The following is a 22,634-nucleotide window of genomic DNA, read 5'->3' as shown; positions in this document are numbered from 1 at the left end:
GCCTGGCGTGAGGGAGAACAGTCGATGCTGCTGGAAATGAACAATATCACCAAGCGTTTCGGCGCGGTGAAAGCGCTGAATGATGTCAGCCTGCAGCTGGATGCGGGCGAAGTGATGTCGCTGTGTGGCGAAAATGGCTCAGGTAAATCGACCCTGATGAAAATCCTCTGCGGGCTCTATCCGCACGGTGATTTTGACGGCCAGATTTACTTTGCCGGCGACAAAATAGAGGCGCAGACCATTCGTGATACCGAGCGCAAAGGGATTGTGATCATCCATCAGGAGCTGGCACTGGTGCGGCAACTGACGGTGATGGAGAACATTTTCCTCGGTGCCGAGCTGGGGCGTTTCGGCATGGTTGATGATGAAACCATGACGCTGCGCTGCCAGCAACTGCTGGCCCGGGTCGGGCTGAACGTCTCTCCCGCCGCGCGGGTCGGCGATTTGGGCCTCGGTCAGCAGCAGCTGGTGGAGATCGCGCGCGCGCTTAACAAGCAGGTCCGGTTACTGATCCTGGATGAGCCGACCTCCTCACTGACCGAACAGGAGACGGAGGTGCTGCTCGGCATTATCCGTAACCTGCGTGAACACGGCATCGCCTGCATCTACATCTCCCACAAGCTGAACGAGGTCAAAGCGATCTCCGATACCATCTGCGTCATTCGCGACGGTCAGCATATCGCCACCCGCACGGCAACCGGCCTGAGTGAAGATGACATCATCACCATGATGGTCGGACGCGAGCTGACCGCGCTCTATCCCCATGCGCCGCATCAGATTGGCGATACGGTGCTGAAAGTAGAGAACCTCACGGCCTGGCATCCGGTTAACCGGCATATTCGCCGCGTCAACAACGTCTCCTTCAGCCTGAAGCGCGGGGAAATTCTCGGCATCGCCGGGCTGGTCGGGGCGGGCAGAACCGAAACCGTGCAGTGCCTGTTCGGGGTCTGGCCGGGACGCTGGCAGGGCGATATCTGGATCAACGGCAAGCCGGTCAGGATCACCGATTGCCGCGCCGCCATTGCACACGGCATCGCCATGGTGCCGGAAGACCGTAAAAAAGATGGCATCGTGCCGCTGATGGCGGTGGGAAAAAATATCACCCTCTCGGCGCTGGATCAGTTCAGCCACCGGCTTTCCACCCTCGATGAAGCGCAGGAACAGCAGGCGATCAACGCGGCGATTACCCGTCTGCGGGTGAAGACTTCCTCCTCTGAATTACCGATTGGCCGGCTGAGCGGCGGCAATCAGCAGAAAGCGATTCTGGCGAAGTGCCTGCTGCTTAACCCGCAAATTCTGATTCTGGATGAGCCGACGCGCGGCATTGATGTTGGTGCACGTCAGGAGATCTACCTGCTGATCAATGCGCTGGTGCAGCAGGGGATCGCAGTGATTGTGATTTCGTCCGAGCTGCCGGAAGTACTGGGCCTGAGCGATCGGATACTGGTGATGCATGAAGGGCAAATTAAAGCTGATTTGATCAACGATAACCTGACTCAGGAGCAGGTGATGGAAGCCGCCCTGCGGAGTGAACATTATGCTTAAGAGTGAAAGTACCCAAAGTGGCCTGTCAGGAACCCCGGGCAAGCCGTCGCCCGGCAAATTCCCGCTGCCCAATCTCCAGGTGCTGGTGATGCTGGGAGCGATTGTGCTGATTGCCCTGTTCTTTACCTGGACCACCGATGGCGCGTGGCTCAGCCCGCGTAACGTTTCCAACCTGCTGCGACAGACCGCGATTACCGGCATTCTGGCGGTGGGGATGGTGTTTGTGATTATCTCGGCGGAGATCGATCTGTCAGTCGGCTCAATGATGGGATTACTGGGCGGCGCCGCAGCGATTTTTGACGTCTGGCTGGGCTGGCCGCTGCCGCTGACCATTGTGGTTACCCTGGTGATGGGACTGCTGCTGGGGACCTGGAACGGCTGGTGGGTCGCCTATCGCAAAGTGCCGTCATTCATCGTCACGCTGGCGGGGATGCTGGCCTTTCGTGGCATCCTGGTGGGGATCACCGATGGCACCACGGTTGCGCCAATCACGCCGGGCATGTCGCAGATCGGCCAGAGCTACCTGCCGGGCGGCGTCGGTTTCGGCTTTGGTTTCGCCGGTCTGGCGCTGTTTATGCTGTGGCAATGGCGTTTACGCCTGCGCCGTCAGCAGATTGGACTGGCCCAAAGCCCGGCCAGCGGCACCGTGGCACGTCAGGCGATTACCGCGATACTGGTGCTGGGCGCGATCTGGTTGCTGAACGATTATCGCGGCGTACCGACCCCGGTATTACTGCTCGCCCTGCTGTTGCTGGCCGGGATGTTTATGGCGACCCGGACCGCTTTTGGCCGACGCATTTACGCAATCGGCGGCAATATCGATGCGGCGCGACTGTCAGGGATTAACGTGGCGCGTACCAAACTGGCGGTGTTTGCGATTAACGGCGTGATGGTGGCCATTGCGGGTCTGATCCTCAGTTCGCGGCTGGGTGCCGGTTCGCCTTCGGCTGGCAACATTGCGGAACTCGACGCCATCGCCGCCTGTGTGATTGGCGGTACCAGCCTGGCCGGTGGGGTCGGCTCGGTAGCCGGTGCGGTGATGGGGGCATTTATCATGGCTTCGCTGGATAACGGCATGAGCATGATGGACGTGCCGACCTTCTGGCAGTACATCGTCAAGGGTGCCATTCTGCTGCTGGCGGTGTGGATGGATACCGCCACGCGGCGTCGGGTGTAATCGCGTGGAGGATCACATTGTGGCGCAAACCATTTTTATGCCCCTGTCAGCCGTGCTATGCAATGCGCTGAGCATTTAAGGGAATCGCCACCATGCATGATAAACGTTATCGCATTACCTTGTTGTTTAACGCTAACAAGGTGTATGACCGTCAGGTTGTTGAGGGCGTCGGGGAATATCTACAGGCGTCGCAAACCGACTGGGACATTTTCATTGAGGAGGACTTCCGCTGCCGCATCGACAATATTCGGGAGTGGCTGGGCGACGGCGTGATCGCCGATTACGACGATCGCTCAATCGAAACCCTGCTGTCGAATGTGCCGGTGCCGATCGTCGGCGTTGGCGGCTCATATCACCGACAGGAGGATTATCCGCCGGTGCATTACATCGCCACCGATAATGCCGCGCTGGTGGAGCGGGCGTTTATGCATCTCAAAGAGAAAGGCATCAACCGCTTTGCCTTTTACGGTTTGCCGGCTTCAAGCGGCAAGCGCTGGGCGCAGGAACGGGAACAGGCATTTCGTCAGCTGGTGATGCGGGAGCGCTATCAGGGGGTGGTCTATCAGGGCATGGAGACCGCGCCGGAAAACTGGCAGCACGCTCAGAACCGGCTCGCCGACTGGCTGCAGACGCTGCCACCGCAAACCGGCATTATCGCCGTCACCGACTCACGGGCGCGCCATCTGCTGCAGGCCTGTGAGCATCTGAAAATTCCGGTGCCGGAAAAGCTGGCGGTTATCGGCATTGATAACGAAGAGCTGACGCGCTATCTGTCGCGCGTCGCGCTCTCATCGGTGGCGCAGGGCTCGCGGCAAATGGGTTACCAGGCGGCCAAACTGCTGCACCGCCTGCTGGATAAGCAGCCGCTACCGCTTCAGCGCATCCTGGTGCCGCCGGTCAAAGTGATCGCCCGTCGCTCTACCGACTTCCGTTCGCTGCGCGATCCTGCCGTCATTCAGGCGATGCATTACATCCGCTTTAACGCCTGTAAGGGCATTAAGGTGGAGCAGGTGCTGGATGCCATCGGCCTGTCACGATCCAATCTGGAAAAACGGTTTCGCGATGAAACCGGCGACACCATTCATGCGATGATCCACCGTGAAAAGCTGGAAAAAGCCCGCGAACTGCTGGCATCGTCGTCACTCAATATCAATGAAATCTCGCAGATGTGCGGTTATCCGTCCCTGCAGTATTTCTATTCGGTCTTCAGGAAAGGGTACGACACCACGCCGAAAGAGTATCGCCAGCTTTATGGTGAAAACGTGTTGTAGCCGTGCGGCCAGGCCGGTCCAGGTGATACTGGCCGACCGCTCGCCTCTAAATCCTATCGTTCATAAAAGCGGCGGGATGGAAATTATATTTCATCCGCCGGACAAAACCGACTCATCGGACCAAAGTCAGGCCAGCCGCCGACAGGGTGAATGGCATGGAATACTCATTATAACCTTATAAATCATCGGATTAATAAGCAACTTTTCCCCTCTCATCCTGTAGGCGTTTTTACGCCTCCCCCAGGCTTTCAGGCTGCTGTCAGCGGAAAAAATGTCGCTCGGCCAGCCCGCTGCCGTTGAGAAAAAACGGGCTCAGGCAGCATATTGCTGTTTATTATCCTGATTAATAACCCTTTTTATGATGGTTTTACCTCAGCGCCTCCACAAAATTTTCGAACCCCGCTCACATTTCCGAAAGAATTAATCCAAATTATCTGATTTAGAAAATATATTTCACTGGTGCTTGATCGCTGAAGCCCGTAAACCTCTGACAACTATGCCCCCTCTTTCTGAACCGTTTCGGTTCAGGCAGTAGAGAACAGGAGCCTGAAAAATGGAAACCCGGCAAAAACGCTACAACATGAAATATGTCATGCTCTGTTGCACCGTCGCCGCCTTTGGCGGTCTGCTGATGGGCTATGACTCGTCGATTATCTCCGGCGCCATCGAACCGCTCAGTGACTATTTTCAGCTCACCCCGGCAGAAACCGGCTGGGCGGTATCAAACATCCTGCTGGGCAGCCTGGTCGGCTGTTTTATTGCGCCAAAGCTCAGTGATAAATTCGGCCGCAAAAAATCGCTCGCGATTACTGCGCTGCTGTTTACCGCCTCGGTGGTTGGCACCGCAATCGCCCATAACTTTTTCACCTTTGTCGCGTTCCGTATCCTGGGCGGCCTGGCGATTGGTCTGGCGTCAGTGATCTCGCCGATTTATCTGGCGGAGCTGTCGCCGTCGAAATTTCGCGGCCGGACCAGCGCGCTCTACGCTGTCTGCTGCGTTGGTGGTCAATCGGTGGTGCTGCTGACTAACTATTTCATCAACAAATCGATGTTGCCCGAGGCGATGGTGGATATCGGCTGGCGTTACATTCTGGCTACCGCGCTGGTGCCCTGTGCGCTGTTCATCTTTTTCATTGCCTTTATCCCGGAATCACCACGCTGGAACGTGCTGAAAGGCAAAGATAAAGAAGCGCTGGATACCCTGAGCAAAATCTCTAACCCGGCGCACGCCGAGAGCGTATTCAATGAGATTAAGCACTCGTTTTCTGATGAAGCCGCCAGCCGCCATAAAGCCCGCTTCCGTCTGAATAAAACCACGCTGCCGCTGTTGATCATTGGTATTGGTCTGGCAGTCGGTAATCAGATCAGCGGCATCAACGTGATTCAGTATTTCGGCCCGACGCTGCTGAAAAATGTCTCCGGCAGCACCGATTCGGCGCTACTACAGACTTTCTGGCTGTCAGTCTGCCAGTTTGTCGGCGTGCTGATGGGGATGGCGCTGATCGATAAGGTCGGACGGCGTAAGCTATTGCTGCTGGGGGCGATCACCTCTGCCATTTTCCTCGCCTATACCTTTATCGCGTTCTATTACCGCCTGCCGGGTCTGCTGGCGGTGGTGGGATTGTTTGCCTATATGGTGTTCTTTGGTATGACCTGGGGACAGATTGTCTGGACCGTGCTGGGCGAGCTGTTTCCCACGGAAATCCGATCAATCTGCGTCGGCATCTCAATCTGTGCCATGTCGGTGGCGAACTTTATTATCAGCACCACCTTTCCGATTCTCAACAGCAACACCGTGCTGCTGGAGATGTTCCACGGCGGCTTCCCGCTGCTGCTGTTCGCGCTGTTTTCGCTCGGCATGTACTTCTTCACCTTCCGCTACCTGCCGGAAACGGCCGGAATGCCGCTGGAGAAAATCCACGCACGCGTACTGGAGAAGTTTAATATCGACCCACGCGAAGCGGACGAGACGGTTAGCGTGCCGGTAAGTGACGTCCGATCATAAAAAGGCAGCACTCGCTGCCTTATCTGGCGGGTTAACCGACCCGCTGTTCGGTCTGCTCAATCACCGCCAGCGCCAGCCCATTGGCCGGATCGATGCGGTTTTCAAGGAAAAGCAGCTGGGTATGGGCGGCGGTAAAGGCGAGGGCGCTGGCCTGGGTGGTATCGCGCACCGCCTTGCAAAAGGCCGGGCTGGCGCTCCACGGACAATCGATCATGATGGTCGCCGGATTGAGCAGCAGCATGATCTGACTCAGCGCCGCACCCAGATAGCTACCAGCCTGCGCCATCACCTCATCCACTATTCGCGGTGCGCTGTCGCGGTTCTGCCAGCTCAGGCCGGGCTGGCGCTGCGCCAGCTGCTGTTGCACTGCCGGCTGGCTGATTAACGCCTCAAGGCAGCCCCGTCGGCCGCAGCTGCAGCGCGGGCCGTCAGGCTGAACGGTCAGGTGGCCCGCCTCACCGGCAGTCCAGCTGTGTCCGGTAAAAACTTCGCCGTGCTGCACCTGCGCCCCACCAATCCCCTCTGAGATGCGCAGATAAAAGTGGCCGCTGTCGACGGAGAGCCCGCGCTGCTGTACTGCCAGCAGCGCAGCGGCCTTTACGTTGTTCATGATGCGGATCGGTAGCCGTACCTGCTTCCGCAGCGCGGTCAGCAGATCCACTTCCTGCCAGTCGAGGTGTGATGAGAGATGCATCCAGCCGCGCCGGGGATCAACGATGCCGGGAAAGCCGAGGCCTATCCCCAGCAAATCGGGGTAGCGCTCGGCCAGCTCACGACACAGCATCGCCAGCTCAGCCAGCAGCCGGGTTGGGTTTTCAGTGTCGGTACGCAGCGTCTGTTCGGCCAGTACCTGAGAAAAGTAGTCGCAGACCCGCCAGTGAATCACATTGCGTTCCACCATTACGCCTGCGCTCTTCAGCTTCTCCGGGCGCAGGGTAATCTCGATTTTAGGGCGTCCTGCCGCTGCCACGCTGACCGGTCCCAGCTCCTCAATTAACTCCTGCTCCAGCAAATCATCAATGATCAGTGAGACGGTATTTTTGCTGAGCGATAAGGTCTGGGCCAGATCCTGGCGCGAGGTGATGCGCAGTTTTCGCAACTGCGTCATGACCCGCTTTTGGTTGTTAAGTCGCAGTAACGCGGGACCTTTTCCGTTCGCTTTCATGGCGAATTCACCCACCAGAGGAGAAAGAATTCAGTGTATCAGCCCGTACGTATTCGTCATCCCACACTTTTGCGTGCTATTTCACACAACCAGGCGAGATCCGGCCGATCGGTCGGCGTCTGAGCGGCTTAACTCAGGGTTTTATGCCGCCAGACCGCTTTCGGCGATGCCGAACGATCCTGATTAAGCGCGCTCAGCAGCACATCGACCTGTGGGCTGACGGGCGAGCGACGCAGCCAGCCGAGCAGGGTAAACAGCAACAGCGAGGACAATACCGGTGCCGCCACCTGAGTCGCCAGGCTGGCATCGTCAATCACAAACCGCACGAAGAAGAAGGTCCCGACGCCTGCCGCCCAACTGACCAGCGCTGCGGTGCTGCCAGATCGACGGAAAGCGGGCAGCAAACCCAGCAGCATCGGGATCGATATCGGCCCGACCAGCCCGCCAAACCAGATAACCAGTAGCGACAATACGCCGCCGAACCGGCTGGCATTCAGGGCAATCACCAGGGTGGTGATAATAAACAGGAAGGTGGTGCAGCGTGCCACCCGTAGCGAACTCTGGCCGCGAGGAAAGGCACGCGGCCAGATGGCGGGCAGAATATCGCGGGTCACCACCGCCGTAATGGCGTTGGCGTCAGACGAGGTCATTGAGAGGGTATGGGTGAACATCGCAACCAGCATCAGCCCGATCAGCCCGTCAGGCAGTAACTGCATCGCCATCAGCGACCAGGCGCGTGACGGGTCGGCCAGATTGGGAAACAGCAGCGGTGCAGCCCACATCGGCCAGAACAGCACCAGCGGCCAGATCAGGTAGAGGGCGGCAGAGAGCAGTGCCGCCTTGCGCGCTTCGCGTCCGTCCGGTGCGGCAATAAACCGCTGCGCCAGGTTCCAGGTTCCGCCGTTGTAGCTCAGGGTGTAGATCAGCAGGTAGGCAAAGATAAAGCCAGTGGTGTAAGGACCTTGCACAATCTGAAGGTGGCTGGCCGGTAGCCGATCCCAGATAGTCAACAGCGCGCCGATGCCGCCGAGCTGAAGTCCAACCGCCACCAGCATCACAATGGCGGCGACAAACTGCACGATGAACTGACCAAAATCGTTGCAGGCATCGGCCCACAGTCCGCCGATCACGCTGTAAAACAGACTTAATCCGCCTGCAATGCAGATGCCGAACAGCGGGTCGAGACCGGTGAAGACGTTAATAATCACCGCGATGGCAGCCCATTTGGCCCCGACATCTACCGTTTTCAGCAGCACGCCGCTGCACGCCAGCACCATCTGGGTCGGCAGGTTATAGCGGGTCAGCAGATACTCGGTGGGGGATTCAATCTGCATGTAACGACGCAGCCTGGCCCAGCGCGGGGCAAACAGCGAGGAGCCGATCAATACCGCCAGCGAAATAGGCAGCGCCCACCAGAACCAGATCGTAATGCCCATGTTGTAAGCCACCGCGCCGTAGGCAACAAAAACCGCGGCGCTGTAGCCAGACATATGATGGGAAACGCCGGAGAGCCACCAGGGCATCCGGCCACCGGCAGTAAAGAAGTCACGGGTATTGCCGACCCTGCGCATCGCCCACAGCGTGATCAGCACAATCATCAGCGCGTAGAGCGCTATTACAGCGTAATCGAGCAGGCTCATGGCTGACTCCACCGGGTCACTCGTCTGGCCGGCAATCCGGCGGCGCAGCGCGGAAGGCAGAACAACAGCAGGGTGACTGAAAACGAATCGATCCGGCGGCGTTACGCAGGCTAAGCGCAGAGGTGACGCTCAGCCGTGTGGGTAGTCCGGCGGGCAATACAGCAGGCTGCCCGCCGCAGCGGGCAGGGTATTAATATTCGTCGCCACGCACCCGGCTGCGATAACTTTCCCAGTCGAAGCGCACCCACAGGCTGTTGCCGAGGCGCATCCGGTCCATGACGCGTTCGCCAAGCAGGGTGTTCATCTCATTGGGATTAAGGTTGGTTAACATGCCGGTTGGGCGCTTCGACGAGGAGCGGCGATCGACAATCTGGTTGATGATCACTTTTTCGTAGCGGGATTCGCTCTGCATGCCGATCTCATCAATCACCAGCAGGTCAACGCTGCTGAGATCCTGAAGCAGTCGCTCTTCAGTAATGCCGCTGCTGCCGCTGAAGGTGCCCTTCATACTCGACATCAGATCGGCGACCGTCACAATCAGCACGCTTTTACCGCGCAGGATCAGGTCGTTGCCAATTGCGGCTGCCAGATGATTTTTACCGGTGCCGGGGCGGCCCGAAAAGACAAAGCTGGCGATGCTACCCTCGAATTCGGCCGCATACTGTCGCGCTTGTTCCAGTGCCTTACGCTGGCCTTCATTTTCGACACGGTAGTTGTCGAAAGAACAGTTAATATGCAGTTCGCGAATACCGGATCGGCCCATAATGCGCTGCATTTTCATTGCGCGATTCTCACGCACGATGGCTTCAGAGCGCAAACGGCCTTGTTCCTGGTTCCAGGCCAAAAGTTCTTCACCATTAGTGAACTTTGGTCGGGTACCTGCGGGCATCATTCTTTTCAGGCGACTAAAGAGATCGTTTGGCGTTTTCATTATTCACCTCGGAAACCATCGGGAATATCGTAGTCAGTACTGCTGATTTGAGTGATATCGCGCTTCGGTTGCCCGCCGTTGGCGGCACGGTTCATCTGGATGCTTCGCGCCAGCTTTTGTTGCCACTGAACATGGTGAAACAGCCGGCCCTCTGCCTGCCAGTAGGCGACGAAAGCAGCCAGCTCGCTGGCAGTAACCGGTTCGCTGAGCGCCACGCCCCAGATGGCGGCCTGGCGGGTAAAATCTGCGTCTGGCTGCCAGCCAGCATACATCGCGAACTTACCAACCGGCGCAGAGATTGCCGCAGGCGCATCGTCATACAGGCTGTCATCCAGCGCCACATCATTTGGCTGTCGGGCAGCGGCTTCCAGCGCCAGTAACTGCGCCAGACGCGCCGGGGTGATGGCGTACATCACCGGCGCGTAATCCTCTAATACCGCCAGCGTACCGTTTTCCGCCTGTTGCAGCGCGGTCAGCGGGTCCTGACGGAAGGCATCCAGGCCAATGAGCGTTGAAGTTAAGATTTTGACTGACATGAAAAGACCTGAGGTTAACGAACACCTTGCGCCGGGGCCGTGCCGCCGACGCAGAAGTATTTATTGTACCTTTTTTAACGTTGCGGATCGCTCAAAAAGCGCGACCATTATGAGTGAGAGGTCACCGGGGAGGTTGCATGACGGGCAGAGGCAGGTTGGGTCGCACTGACGGCAACGGCAACCGGGCGGGTTTGCCATAAATAGCGCACCGAGGCCAGCCAGCACAGGCCGTAACCCAGCAGTTCGGTTCCCTCTTCCGCCATGTTTTTAACCACACGGTTATAATCGCCCAGCATCAGGTGCTGCCACAGCGAATGAATGCCAAACAGGCGGGAAAAGACCAGCACCACCAGAAAGCCGGAGGCCATCACCGGCCAGCTACGGTGCTGCAGCAGTCTGGCCAGCGCGTGCAGGGTTTTTTTCGGCGTCCGCAGCGCGACCGCAAGGCATCCGGCAGTCACCGCCAGCGCGAACCAGATCCAGCTGCCGTGCTGGATGGTATCAAACACAAAGTCGAGTTCGCGGATCAGCATGCAGCTATAGAAGCCCGCCACTAAGGTCAGCGCACCACGCTGCGCCGGACGGCGCTGAGCGGCAATAAAGAACAGGGCGGCGATCACCGCCAGCATGATTTCCTGGGTGGTTTCAGTAAAAGAGGTTTCGTGCAGCGCATCATTCATCCAGGCCACATCAATATAGATGGGCAATATCATCAGAGCGAGAAAGAGTGCTGCCAGTATGAAGACCGTTATTTCACGGCCAATAATTGTCAAATCGTTGCGCATAGTGTTACCAGTATAATGATTAGCGGACTCATTATATTTTAAACGCTCAACGCCCTTTCTCTTTTTATGCCCCGCTCAGAAGCTGGCGCTGATGCCGAGGCTATACAGCAACGGCTCATCACCATTCAGCGCACTGTTTTGTGAAAACGAAGCGAAAGCCGCCAGATTACTGTTCAGCGGCAGCTGCGCGCCGACGCTGAGATCGATTCCGCTCTCCTGACGGGTCCCGATCGCCGCATCGTGCCGATCGTTTTGTGGCGATTCCGCCAGTGGATGGCTGTAGCTCAGCTGGGCCCACGGCGTAATCCATCCCTGCTGCATATCGACACGCCAGCCGACGCTGGCAATCTGTTCACGGCTCTGCTGATCGCTGTAATCGCACTGCAGACAGTTCATCTGCGGCGGATCGACCGCATATTGCGCCACGGGACCGGTAGTGAAGGATTCGCCAACCGGCAGATCGACCCCGGCGCGATAGCGTTTACCCAGCGGCGTGCTGCCGACGATGCCGGTTTCACTGTGCAACTCTACCGGCAGGGCTGCCGGAGAATTGAGCGCAGCCTCGAACAGAGCGCGATTTTCGTCACTGAAGTCGAGCGAGGTGCGGGAGATCTTCTCTGCCAGAATGGTGTTGTAGTCGGGCGGCGGTGTGACGATCGCGGGCGCAGCAAAGTCGCCGCCCCAGGCAAAGGTCGGTTGCGTCAACAGTAACAGTCCTGCGCCACACCAGCCGCGTATCCGATAGCGCTGGTCTCTCCACCCACTTTTCTGCAACATACGATCTCCAGTCGGGGCTGAAGTTATTCCCGGGGAAGCTGGATTAACCACCGGTTTGCGATCTTGTTTTACCCGTCGTTATATAACCCATCGTCGTATAGCCGTTAGTTGTTTAACTATTAACCGATTGTTTCTAAGATCAAGCGGCCCGATAAAATATTTCCGCGATAAGGAATCAGATAATGCAACGATGTGGCTGGGTGACCCAGGATCCCCTCTATCTGGCATACCACGATACCGAATGGGGCGTGGCGCAAACCGACAAGCGCGCGCTGTTTGAGATGCTCTGCCTGGAAGGGCAGCAAGCGGGATTATCCTGGATCACGGTATTGAAAAAGCGACAGAATTACCGTGCGGCGTTTCACCATTTTGATCCACAGGCGATTGCCTTAATGGATCAGCAGGCGGTTGAGGCGCTGATGCATAACAGCGGCATTATTCGCCATTCAGGCAAAATCGCCGCGATCATCGCGAATGCGCGCGCGTTTCTGGCGATGGAAGCCCAAGGGGAAGATTTTGCCCGCTTCGTCTGGCAATTTGTCGATAATGCGCAAATTGTCCATCATCATCCCGACTATAAGCTGGCACCCACCACCTCAGCGCACGCCATTGCGCTCTCTAAGGCGCTTAAGCAGCGTGGTTTTAAATTCATCGGCCCGACAATCTGTTATTCGTTTATGCAGGCCTGCGGGCTGATAAACGATCATCAGACCAGCTGTTTTTGCCATCCTGACAATCTTTAAGCGCGATTGCTGAAAAATTAAGACTTTCCCTCACCCCTTTCCTCACTTTTACGCGGCATAATCGTGCCGCTTATGGGGACAGTTTTCCCCTGTGTGTCGAACGTAAGGGAACAAAAATGCAGAAGAAATTAGTCGCGATTACCTTGTTATTAAGCGGAAGCCTGGTCCTGTCTGGCTGTACCACCAATCCTTACACCGGCGAATCGCAGGCGGGTAAGTCAGGCGTGGGTGCCGGTCTGGGTGCTTTAGTGGGTGCCGGCGTGGGCGTGCTCTCCTCATCGAAGAAAGATCGCGGTAAAGGCGCGTTGATTGGCGCAGCCGGCGGTGCAGCGCTGGGTGGCGGTGTCGGTTACTACATGGACGTGCAGGAAGCGAAGCTGCGCGACAAGATGCGCGGTACCGGCGTCAGCGTGACCCGTGAAGGCGATAACATCGTCCTCAACATGCCGAATAACGTGACGTTCGACTCCAACAGCAGTAACCTGAAGCCAGCGGGGGCGAATACCCTGACGGGCGTTTCGATGGTGCTAAAAGAGTATCCAAAAACAGCGGTAAACGTGGTGGGTTATACCGACAGCACCGGAACGCGCGCGCTGAATATGCGTCTGTCACAGCAGCGCGCCGACAGTGTCGCCAGCGCGCTGATTGTGCAGGGCGTCGCCAGCAATCGTCTGCGGACTCAGGGCGCAGGCCCGGATAATCCGGTCGCCAGCAACAGTACCGAAGCCGGAAAAGCGCAAAACCGTCGGGTTGAAATTACCCTTAGCCCGCTCGGTTAATGGGTGTCGCCCCCGCTCGGGGGCGCATTCATCCCGCTGACATTTTCTGTAAATATCAGCGTTAAAGGTTCCAGTAACGCATCTGCTGATAGAGCCACTTCAGGCTTTATGTTAGCCTGATCAAAATTTGATCAGCGAGTCATCTCTTATGTCACTTAAAGCGATTGCAGCGGCATTAGGACTTTCTGTCACCACGGTCAGCCGCGCGCTCAATGGTTACGAAGATGTCGCGCAGGAAACCCGTAAACGGATTGAAGAAGAAGCGCAGCGTCGCGGTTACCGGCCCAATGCTGCTGCCCGCCGTCTGAAAACCGGGCGTGCTAACGCGGTAGGTCTGGTTTATCCGGTCAGCGCGCCGCCGCTGAGCGACGGTCACTTCAGTGAGATGCTGCTGGCGCTGGATCAACGGCTTGCTCACCATGAAATCGACCTGCTGCTGCTGGCGGATAAGCCGCACAGCCAGCCGCTGTTAACCCGTCTGCTGCGCAGCCGCGCGGTCGATGCCATCATCGTCACCCATATCACCCCGCAGGACCGGCGACTGGCGTATCTGCTACAGACCGATTTTCGTTTTCTGGCGCTGGGCCGCAGCGATCTGCCACAGGATTACGCCTGGTTTGATGTCGACCACGCAGCCGGTTCGCAACTGGCGGTCGCCTATTGCCTGTCACAGGGCAGAGAGAAAATTGCCTGGCTCGGCAGCAACGAAAACAGCACCCGGATTCGCGATCGTCGCCAGGGCTATCTGGATGCGCTGGGCACCCTTGCGCCTTATGCGCAGGCCGCGATGCCCGCTTCGCGCCGCGCCGGCTACCAGCAGACCTGTGCCTGGCTGGCAGAGGAAAACCCGCCCGATGCGATTATCACCGACTGCGGCCCGCTGGCAGAAGGGGCGATGGTGGCGCTGCAACAGGCTGGCCGGGCGACGGGCAACCACGCTATTTCGCTGATCGGCTGGGATGGACTGCCGCGCGATGCGATTCTCGATCATCCCATTATCACCATACGACAGGCGGCGCAGCATCAGGTCGGCGAGCAGCTGGCAGAGATGGTATTACAGCTGCTGAAAGGCACGTCGCCGCAGCAATTACAGACGTTGTGGCAGCCGTGGCTGCAATTACCGCCGTAGCGTCGGGGTTTTTTGCGACTGGACGCGGCTGTGCTAGTCTCTGCCTGGTTTCTACTTTTGCAGGATATTTCATGAAAATCAGGCCGCCTCGCGCCACCATTAGCGATGTTGCTCACGCGGCACGAACCGGAAAAACCAGCGTTTCACGCTACCTCAATGGTGAGCTGCATCTTCTTTCAGCCGATCTCAAAGCCCGGATTGAGCAGGCTATTGCCGATCTCAGCTATCGGCCAAGCCAGATGGCGCGCGGCCTGAAGCGCGGCCGCACCCGCCTGATAGGGCTGATCATCGCCGACATCACCAATCCCTATTCAGTTGACGTGATGAGTGGCATTGAAGCCGCCTGCCGCGAGCAGGGCTTCACCTTGCTGATGTGTAACACCAACAACGAAGTGGACCTGGAACAGCACTATCTGCAACTGCTGAGCAGCTATCAGGTGGAAGGCATTGTGGTGAATGCGGTGGGAATGCGCGAAGAGGTGCTGAGCCATCTGCAACAATCTTTGCTGCCAATGGTGCTGATTGACCGAAAAATTCCGGATTTTCCCTGCGACGTGGTCGGGCTGAATAATGCCGAAGCGGCGGAGACCGCGACGCGTCATCTGGTCGATAACGGTTACGACGCGCTGCTGTTTCTGAGTGAGCCGCTGGGCAGCGTCAACACCCGACGTGAGCGTTTGCAGGCTTTCCGCCAGGTACTGATGGCTTATCCGCAGGTGCAGCATGAGAATGCGGAGCTGGCGCTGCATCAGCCCGCCGCGCTTGATCAGGCGCTGCGCGCCTTTCATCAACGTCACGCAGGCAAACGCAGCGCGGTAATGGTGGCCAACGGCGCGCTGACGTTGCAGGTGGCGCGATCGCTGCAGCGGATCAATCTGCACTGGGGCAGCGATATCGGCCTGCTTGGCTTCGATGAACTGGAGTGGGCCGCGCTGGCGGGCGTCGGGATCACCACGCTGAAACAGCCCACCTGGCAGATCGGTTACAGCGCGCTGCAACGAGTGATTGCGCGCATCGAAAGCAGCGATCTGCCGGTCGCCGAACAGGTCTTCTCTGGCGAACTGATTGTTCGCGGTTCCAGCCAGCCTCTGCGCTAATTTTCAGACTTTTACTCATCCCCTGCGTGCTCGCTTCGTGAGCACGATCATAAATTCATGGTTTGCTGCTTTGCTTTGGAACCGGTTCCATCTAGGGTTTTTAAAGAACTTAAGGCGAAAGCCTCGATGGAGCACAACATGAAGCCAGACATTATCGTGGTCACCGCCGCTTACGGCCATTCGCAGATCGCCGCGCTCGGCGGTCAGACGGCACTGCTGCCGATCATTCAGCAGGCGGGTGCTGACGGCGTTGAAATCCGTCGTGAACTGTGTGATCAGGCCACGCTGGCCGATCTGCCTGCCCTGGCCGCCGCGGTGGCGCAGCATCAGCTGCACGCCAGTTATTCGGTGCCGGATACGCTGTTTTGTGACGACGGTGACGTAAATCCGCGCATAACTCACTACTTTGAAGAAGCACGCCAGTTAAACGCACAGCGTCTCAAGCTGGCGCTGGGTCACTTCACCGGCACGCTTCCGGCGTCGTTGTCGTCACTGCTGGCTGACCAGCCACTGTCGCTGACGGTGGAAAACGATCAGACCGAGCACGGCAAGCTCGCCGCCAGCGTGCAGTTTTTCGCTGTGGTCCGCGCAGCCGGACTGCCGATCAGCATGACGTTTGATATGGGTAACTGGTGCTGGACCGGCGAAGATGCCGCCCGGGCCGCGCAACAGCTGGCGGCGCAGGTCGGTTATATCCACGTGAAAGCAGCGATCCCGCATCACGACAGCTACCGGGCAATCGCGCTGGATGAAGCCGATGACGGCTGGCGCGCCCTGCTGCAACAGCTGCCCGCTACGGCTCCGCGTGGGATTGAGTTTCCGCTGGAAGGCGAGGACCTGACTGCGGTCACGCGCCATTATGTGTCGCTGCTGCGCAACGTTTAAGGAGTGAAGATGACTACGCATCACAACGGTACGCTTGATGTTGTCACTATCGGGGAAGCGATGGCGATGTTTATCGCCCGTGAAACCGGCGACCTGGCCGCCGCAGAAACCTTTGTTAAACGCGCGGCAGGTGCGGAACTGAATGTGGCGACCGGCCTGGCGCGTCTCGGCCTTAAAACAGGCTGGGTCAGCCGCGTCGGGGATGACGCCTTTGGCCGCTTTATCTGCCAGCAGCTGGAGAAAGAGGGGATTGATCATCGCCAGGTGACGGTAGATAACCGTTATCCGACCGGTTTCCAGCTTAAATCCAAAGTGGATGATGGCTCCGATCCGCTGGTGGAGTATTTCCGTAAAGGCTCGGCCGCCAGCCATCTGTCGGTAGACGATTTCGACGCGGACTACTTTGGCTCGGCACGCCATCTGCATCTGAGCGGCGTGGCGGCTGCGCTCTCCGACAGTTCGCTGGCGCTGCTGAAACATGCGGCAAAAGAGATGCGTGCGCGCGGCAAAACCATTTCGTTCGACCCTAACCTGCGGCCGGTGCTGTGGCGCAGCGAAGAGGAGATGCGTACTCAGCTTAATCTGCTGGCAGAGTACGCCGACTGGGTGCTGCCTGGCGAGAAAGAGGGACTGATTCTGACCGGTTATCGTCAACCGGAAGCGATTGCCGACTTCTACCTCGATAAAGGGGTGAAAGCGGTGGTGATTAAAACCGGCTGTGACGGTGCCTGGTATAAAACCGCCAGCGGCGAAAAAGGTCAGGTTGCCGCGATCAAAGTCGATAACGTGGTGGACACCGTGGGCGCTGGCGACGGATTTGCCGTTGGCGTGATCAGTGCGCTGCTGGAAGGTCTGAGCCTGCCGCAGGCGATTCAGCGCGGCAACAAAATTGGTTCGATGGCGATTCAGGTGATTGGCGACAGCGAAGGTCTGCCGACGCGTCAGCAACTCGGCGACGCGTAGCCCGCGCCTCACATATTGACACAGGAGTTCTCGATGAAAACGCAGACAATCGCGCCAAAACGCTGGTGGTTCATCATGCCCATCGTGTTTATCACCTACAGCCTGGCCTATCTTGACCGTGCTAATTTTAGCTTTGCTTCGGCGGCGGGGATAAACGACGATCTCGGCATTACCAAAGGTATGTCCTCTCTGCTGGGTGCCCTGTTCTTCCTCGGCTACTTCTTCTTCCAGATCCCTGGGGCGATCTACGCCGAACGCCGCAGCGTCAAGAAACTGATTTTCTGGTGCCTGATTCTGTGGGGCGGCTGCGCCTCGCTGACCGGCATCGTCAGCAATATTCCGATGCTGGCGGCGATCCGCTTTATCCTCGGGGTAGTTGAAGCTGCGGTGATGCCAGCCATGCTGATCTACATCAGTAACTGGTTCACCAAATCTGAACGGTCACGCGCTAACACCTTCCTGATCCTCGGTAACCCGGTGACGGTGCTGTGGATGTCGGTGGTGTCAGGTTATCTGATCGAATCCTTCGGCTGGCGTGAAATGTTCATTTTCGAAGGGATTCCGGCCGTTGTCTGGGCCATCGCCTGGTGGTTTATGGTGCAGGACAAACCGGCACAGGCGCGCTGGATGAGTGATGCAGAGAAAGCCGCACTGCAGGCGGAACTGCAAAAAGAGCAGGACAATATCAAAGCGGTGCGTAACTACAGTGAAGCGTTCCGTAATCGCAATGTGATTATTCTTTGCCTGCAATATTTTGCCTGGAGCATTGGCGTTTACGGCTTCGTGCTGTGGCTGCCATCGATTCTGCGTAACGGTACCCAGATGGGAATGGTTGAAGCTGGCTGGCTGTCAGCGGTGCCGTATCTGGCGGCAACCATTGCGATGGTGGTGGTCTCGTGGGCCTCTGATAAGACGCAAAACCGTAAGCTGTTTGTCTGGCCACTGCTGCTGATCGGCGCGCTGGCGTTCCTCGGTTCTTATCTGGTGGGATCGGGCAACTTCTGGCTCTCCTACACCCTGTTAGTGATTGCCGGTGCAGCGATGTACGCCCCTTACGGCCCGTTCTTCGCCATTATTCCTGAGATGCTGCCACGCAATGTTTCCGGCGGGGCGATGGCGCTGATCAACAGTATGGGCGCGCTCGGCTCGTTTATCGGATCGTGGATTGTCGGCTATCTTAATGGTGCGACCGGCAGCCCGTCCGCGTCTTACATCTTTATGGGATCGGCGCTGCTGGTGTCGGTGTGGCTGACGCTGATTGTTAAACCGGCGCAGAACAAGACGACGCCGCCGCTGCACGGGGCGAAACACGCCTGAAAGCGTAAGCCCAGACGTTAGCCCTCATTTTCCGGGCGGCCTGAGCGCCGCCCGTCACTTATTTAATGACCGGGAGCCACCGAATGAAACCCGCTGTGATTCTGTATAAAAAACTGCCCGACGATTTGCGCGCGCGCCTGGCGGCGCATGCCGAAGTGACTGAAATCAGCGATCTGTCACCTGCCAGCCAGCAGCAACACGCTGCGGCGCTGGCCCAGGCCGAAGGCCTGCTGGGATCAGGCGGTAAAGTGAATGGCGAACTGCTGGCGAAAATGCCAAAACTGCGCGCCTGCTCCAGCGTCTCGGTCGGTTATGACAATTTTGACGTCGAGGCGCTGAATCAGCGTCACGTGGTACTGATGCACACCCCGACCGTGCTGACGGAAACCGTCGCCGATACCATCATGGCGCTGGTGCTGAGCACCGCGCGTCGGGTGCCGGAACTGGACGCCTGGGTAAAAGCGGGCAACTGGCAGAAGAGCATCGGTCCGGAGCGTTTTGGCATCGACGTGCACCATAAAACGCTGGGTATCCTCGGTATGGGCCGCATCGGCATGGCGCTGGCCCAGCGCGCCCACTTTGGCTTTGGCATGAAAATCCTCTACAACGCCCGCCGCGAGCATCAGGAAGCGCAGACGCGGTTTGGCGCAGAGCGCTGCGAACTGGAGACGCTGCTGAAGCAGAGCGACTTTGTCTGCATCAGCCTGCCGCTGACTGAACAGACCCATCATCTGATCGGGGCAGAGCAAATCGCTCTGATGAAGCCGGAAGCGGTGCTGATCAATGCCGGTCGCGGGCCGGTGGTGGATGAAAACGCGCTGATCGCTGCTCTGCAGGCGGGAAAACTGCACGCCGCCGGGCTGGATGTGTTCGAGAAAGAGCCGCTGCCGGCCGATTCTCCGCTGCTGTCGCTGCCCAACGTGGTGACGCTGCCGCACATCGGTTCCGCGACTCACGAAACCCGCTACGGCATGATGCTGGATGCCGTGGATAATCTGATCGCTGCGCTCAGCGGTAAGGTCGATAAAAACTGTGTTAACCCGCAGGCGCTGAAGTAATCCCTGCGCCTTCCCATTGCGCCCGCCGGTGGCGGGCGTTATGGTGGACCCCCGATTCGTTATCACAAATTTTTAACCGCTATGTCCTTTTCTCAGTTCGGCGACAAATTTACCCAACATTCCGGCATCTCACGGCTGATGGAAGATATGGGCGCAGGCTTGCGTACGCCCGGCACCATCATGCTGGGTGGCGGCAATCCGGCGCAAATCCCGGCCATGAACGACTACTTTCAGCAACTGCTGCAGCAGATGCACGAGGAAGGCAAGCTCAGCGAGGCACTCTGCAATTACGATGGCCCGCGTGGCAAAGCGACACTGCTGGAGGCGCTGGCAGAACTGCTGCGTGACCAGCTGGGCTGGCCGATTGGCGCGCAGAATATTGCGCTGACCAACGGCAGCCAGAGCGCCTTCTTCTATCTGTTTAACCTGTTTGCCGGCCGCCGGGCCGACGGCAGCAAAAAGCGCGTGCTGTTCCCGCTGGCACCGGAGTATCTCGGCTATGCCGATGCCGGGCTGGAAGAGGGCATGTTTGTCTCGGCCAAACCGAACATTGAACTGCTGCCGGCCGGCCAGTTCAAATATCACGTCGATTTCGAACATCTGCCAATGAAAGAGGATATCGGGCTGATCTGCGTGTCGCGTCCGACCAATCCGACCGGCAACGTGATCACCGACGATGAGCTGCTGCAGCTGGATGCGCTGGCGCAGCAGCACGACGTCCCGCTGTTGATCGACAACGCCTACGGCGTGCCGTTTCCCGGCATTATCTTCAGCGAGGTCCGCCCGCTGTGGAATCCCAACATTATTCTCTGCATGAGTCTGTCGAAGCTTGGCCTGCCGGGCGCACGCTGCGGCATTATTATCGCCGATGAGAAAACGATTGGGGCGCTGAGCAACATGAACGGCATCATCAGCCTGGCGCCCGGCAGCATTGGCCCGGCGATTGCCGGTGAGATGATCCGCCGTGGCGATCTGTTGCGCCTGTCAGAAGAGGTGATAAAGCCGTTTTATCAGCACAAGGTGCAGCAGACCATCGCTATCCTGCGTCGCTATCTGTCGGAAGAGCGCTGCCTGATCCACAAACCGGAAGGGGCCATTTTCCTCTGGCTGTGGTTCCGCGATCTGCCGATCAGCACCGAGACGCTCTATCAGCGGCTCAAAGCGCGCGGCGTACTGATGGTGCCGGGCCACTTTTTCTTTCCGGGACTGGAACATGAATGGCCGCACACCCATCAATGCATGCGTATGAACTACGTGCCGGATGCGGAGAACATCGAGCGGGCGGTGCAGATTCTGGCCGAAGAGATTGAGACCGCCTGGCGCGACGCCTAATCCTGCGGCCCGGTTAATGACAGCTGGCACCACTGCGCCAGCTGTCGTATCGCCTGTTCAACCTCGTCATTCCAGCCGAAACCGGCATTGAGCCGGAAACAGTGGTCATAGCGCTGATCGGTGGCAAAAATATGGCCGGGCGCAATGCCAATGCCTGCATTCCGCGCTTTCAGAAACAGTGAGCGCACGTTCAGCGCCTGCGCAGGCATCTCCACCCATAACACATAGCCGCCTTCCGGATCTGAAACCCGGGTTCCCGGCGGAAATTCCCGCAGTACCGACTGACGCATGGCGCTGATTTGCCGCGCCAGCTCGCGCCGCAGTTTGCGCAGATGCGCGTCATAACCCCCGCTGCGCAGCAGCTCAGCGACCGCCGCCTGCGACAACACCGAGGTGCCCATGGTCGAGGTATATTTCAGCGAGGCGATTTTGCGCATGTAGTTGACGCTGTGGACCCAGCCGATGCGGATGCCGGGGGCCACCGTTTTGGAGAAGCCACTGCACAGAATGGCATTCGGGCTGAAGGCGCGCATCGGGAAAGGGCGGCGCTCACCAAAGGCGGTATCGCCAAAAATATCGTCCTCAATGATCACCACATCGTTTTCATCTGCCTGCCGTGCAATATAGGCTTTCTGCTCGTTAGGAATGCTTTTCCCCAGCGGATTATTGATGTTGCACAGAGTCAGAAATACCCGCACCGCCTTGCGCTGAAACAGCCCGGTGAGCTTCGCCACATTCACATAGCCTTCCGGCCCGGCCTCAACCTCGATCACCCGCAGATTGAGGTTGTGCAGCATTTGCAGCAGCACGAAGTAGCAGGGCGACTCGACCGCCACCACGTCGCCAGGCTGGGTGGTGGCGCGCAGCGACAGAGAGATAGCTTCGATACAGCCGTTGGTGATCAGGATATCGTCGGTGCTGATATTGCAGCCGTAATCGACCGCCCGGCGGGCAATTTCGACTTTTAACGGCGCATAGCCGGTGCCTTTCACCGTGTTGCCCAGCAGGGCAGGCTTGCTGTAGCCCATCTGGCGCATCAGCAAGCCGAGCTTCTTCACCGGATAGAGCGCGCTGTCGCCGTTCGCCAGATCGAGACGCACCCGGCAGTCCGAACCGAGCATCGCCAGATGCAGCTCAGTCTGTTCGTCGAGCGGGGCGATGGCACGTGGCTGTTCGCTGACGGCGGGCAGCTGTCGCGGGCGATGCCGTTGCGGCGCCACAAAAAAGCCCGACTTCGGCCGGGCGACGGCGTAGCGCTCATCCTCCAGCGTACGTAATGTTTTCAGAGCGGTAGTGAGGCTGACGTTATACTGCGTCGCCAGGGTACGCACCGACGGCAGACGACTGTCGGGCGCCAGCGTACCGGCATGAATCGCCTGCTTGATCTGTTCGGCTATCTGGCGGTAACGACTGCTCTGACTCTCCTGTTCTCCGACAACATCGGCCATCTGTACCACCCCATATCGCGCTGATCTGTGCATATTCAACAGAGTACATTC

The 22,634-nt window shown here is 58.2% G+C and carries 20 protein-coding genes; 13 read left to right on the top strand and 7 right to left on the bottom strand.

Annotated features, from left to right (window positions below):
- The first annotated feature begins 24 nt into the window (after window positions 1-24).
- The 4 genes from AABB92_RS19315 (at window position 25) to AABB92_RS19300 (ending at window position 5,998) form a co-directional block, all read left to right on the top strand.
- The gene (locus AABB92_RS19315) at window positions 25-1,545 is read left to right on the top strand and encodes a xylose ABC transporter ATP-binding protein (protein WP_046289499.1); all 1,521 of its coding nucleotides are present in this window, start codon (window positions 25-27) and stop codon (window positions 1,543-1,545) included.
- Window positions 1,538-2,722, top strand: a complete 1,185-nt coding sequence (gene xylH / locus AABB92_RS19310; protein WP_031376154.1) for a xylose ABC transporter permease XylH — start codon at window positions 1,538-1,540, stop codon at window positions 2,720-2,722. Before AABB92_RS19315 ends, xylH begins: the two co-directional genes overlap by 8 nt.
- Window positions 2,723-2,814: 92 nt before the next feature.
- Window positions 2,815-3,993: a D-xylose utilization transcriptional activator XylR gene (gene xylR / locus AABB92_RS19305; RefSeq protein WP_031376153.1), complete on the top strand. Its 1,179-nt coding sequence runs from the start codon at window positions 2,815-2,817 to the stop codon at window positions 3,991-3,993.
- Window positions 3,994-4,546: 553 nt separating this feature from the next.
- Entirely contained in the window at window positions 4,547-5,998 is a 1,452-nt protein-coding gene (locus tag AABB92_RS19300) for a sugar porter family MFS transporter (protein WP_031376152.1), read from the top strand.
- 31 nt (window positions 5,999-6,029) lie between these two features.
- On the opposite strand, the gene AABB92_RS19295 is transcribed toward AABB92_RS19300, so the two are convergent.
- The 6 genes from AABB92_RS19295 to AABB92_RS19270 all read right to left on the bottom strand — a co-directional run bounded on the left by AABB92_RS19295 (window position 6,030) and on the right by AABB92_RS19270 (window position 11,832).
- Window positions 6,030-7,163 carry an ROK family protein gene (locus AABB92_RS19295; RefSeq protein WP_031376151.1) on the bottom strand — a complete coding sequence of 378 codons (1,134 nt, stop codon included), beginning with the start codon at window positions 7,161-7,163 and terminating at the stop codon, window positions 6,030-6,032.
- A gap of 128 nt (window positions 7,164-7,291) precedes the next feature.
- A complete protein-coding gene (locus tag AABB92_RS19290; protein ID WP_031376150.1) occupies window positions 7,292-8,803 on the bottom strand; it encodes a sodium:solute symporter family protein in 1,512 nt (503 codons plus the stop codon).
- A 190-nt stretch (window positions 8,804-8,993) separates the two neighbouring features.
- Window positions 8,994-9,734 carry a replicative helicase loader DnaC gene (gene dnaC / locus AABB92_RS19285; RefSeq protein WP_031376149.1) on the bottom strand — a complete coding sequence of 247 codons (741 nt, stop codon included), beginning with the start codon at window positions 9,732-9,734 and terminating at the stop codon, window positions 8,994-8,996.
- A complete protein-coding gene (dnaT, locus tag AABB92_RS19280) occupies window positions 9,734-10,270 on the bottom strand; it encodes a primosomal protein DnaT (RefSeq protein WP_031376148.1) in 537 nt (178 codons plus the stop codon). Before dnaT ends, dnaC begins: the two co-directional genes overlap by 1 nt.
- A 107-nt stretch (window positions 10,271-10,377) precedes the next feature.
- Window positions 10,378-11,055: a hypothetical protein gene (locus AABB92_RS19275; RefSeq protein ID WP_031376147.1), complete on the bottom strand. Its 678-nt coding sequence runs from the start codon at window positions 11,053-11,055 to the stop codon at window positions 10,378-10,380.
- A 75-nt stretch (window positions 11,056-11,130) separates the two neighbouring features.
- The gene (locus AABB92_RS19270) at window positions 11,131-11,832 is read right to left on the bottom strand and encodes an autotransporter (RefSeq protein WP_031376146.1); all 702 of its coding nucleotides are present in this window, start codon (window positions 11,830-11,832) and stop codon (window positions 11,131-11,133) included.
- Window positions 11,833-12,014: 182 nt separating this feature from the next.
- On the opposite strand from AABB92_RS19270, the gene AABB92_RS19265 reads away from it, so the two are divergent.
- The 9 genes from AABB92_RS19265 (at window position 12,015) to AABB92_RS19225 (ending at window position 21,135) form a co-directional block, all read left to right on the top strand.
- Window positions 12,015-12,575, top strand: coding sequence for a DNA-3-methyladenine glycosylase I (locus AABB92_RS19265; RefSeq protein WP_031376145.1), 561 nt, complete (start codon window positions 12,015-12,017; stop codon window positions 12,573-12,575).
- 116 nt (window positions 12,576-12,691) lie between these two features.
- The gene (locus AABB92_RS19260; RefSeq protein ID WP_031376144.1) at window positions 12,692-13,354 is read left to right on the top strand and encodes an OmpA family lipoprotein; all 663 of its coding nucleotides are present in this window, start codon (window positions 12,692-12,694) and stop codon (window positions 13,352-13,354) included.
- Between the two features lie 148 nt (window positions 13,355-13,502).
- Entirely contained in the window at window positions 13,503-14,483 is a 981-nt protein-coding gene (locus AABB92_RS19255; protein ID WP_031376143.1) for a LacI family DNA-binding transcriptional regulator, read from the top strand.
- Between the two features lie 71 nt (window positions 14,484-14,554).
- Window positions 14,555-15,580, top strand: a complete 1,026-nt coding sequence (locus tag AABB92_RS19250) for a LacI family DNA-binding transcriptional regulator (protein WP_031376142.1) — start codon at window positions 14,555-14,557, stop codon at window positions 15,578-15,580.
- A gap of 138 nt (window positions 15,581-15,718) precedes the next feature.
- Window positions 15,719-16,465, top strand: a complete 747-nt coding sequence (locus AABB92_RS19245) for a hypothetical protein (protein ID WP_031376141.1) — start codon at window positions 15,719-15,721, stop codon at window positions 16,463-16,465.
- 9 nt (window positions 16,466-16,474) lie between these two features.
- The gene (locus AABB92_RS19240; RefSeq protein ID WP_031376140.1) at window positions 16,475-17,428 is read left to right on the top strand and encodes a sugar kinase; all 954 of its coding nucleotides are present in this window, start codon (window positions 16,475-16,477) and stop codon (window positions 17,426-17,428) included.
- A 33-nt stretch (window positions 17,429-17,461) separates the two neighbouring features.
- A complete protein-coding gene (locus AABB92_RS19235) occupies window positions 17,462-18,745 on the top strand; it encodes an MFS transporter (protein WP_031376139.1) in 1,284 nt (427 codons plus the stop codon).
- Window positions 18,746-18,828: 83 nt separating this feature from the next.
- Window positions 18,829-19,803, top strand: coding sequence for a glyoxylate/hydroxypyruvate reductase GhrB (ghrB, locus tag AABB92_RS19230; RefSeq protein WP_031376138.1), 975 nt, complete (start codon window positions 18,829-18,831; stop codon window positions 19,801-19,803).
- An 81-nt stretch (window positions 19,804-19,884) separates the two neighbouring features.
- Entirely contained in the window at window positions 19,885-21,135 is a 1,251-nt protein-coding gene (locus AABB92_RS19225) for a valine--pyruvate transaminase (RefSeq protein WP_031376137.1), read from the top strand.
- Here the strand turns inward: AABB92_RS19225 and AABB92_RS19220 are convergent.
- Window positions 21,132-22,583, bottom strand: coding sequence for an aminotransferase-like domain-containing protein (locus AABB92_RS19220; protein ID WP_031376136.1), 1,452 nt, complete (start codon window positions 22,581-22,583; stop codon window positions 21,132-21,134). The genes AABB92_RS19225 and AABB92_RS19220 overlap by 4 nt on opposite strands.
- Window positions 22,584-22,634 lie beyond the last annotated feature (51 nt).

Origin of the sequence: Pantoea brenneri, assembly GCF_038594305.1 — a bacterium.
GTDB classification, from domain to species: domain Bacteria; phylum Pseudomonadota; class Gammaproteobacteria; order Enterobacterales; family Enterobacteriaceae; genus Pantoea; species Pantoea brenneri.
Note: the sequence above shows the minus strand (reverse complement) of the source record. Positions and strands in the feature narration are given on the sequence as shown.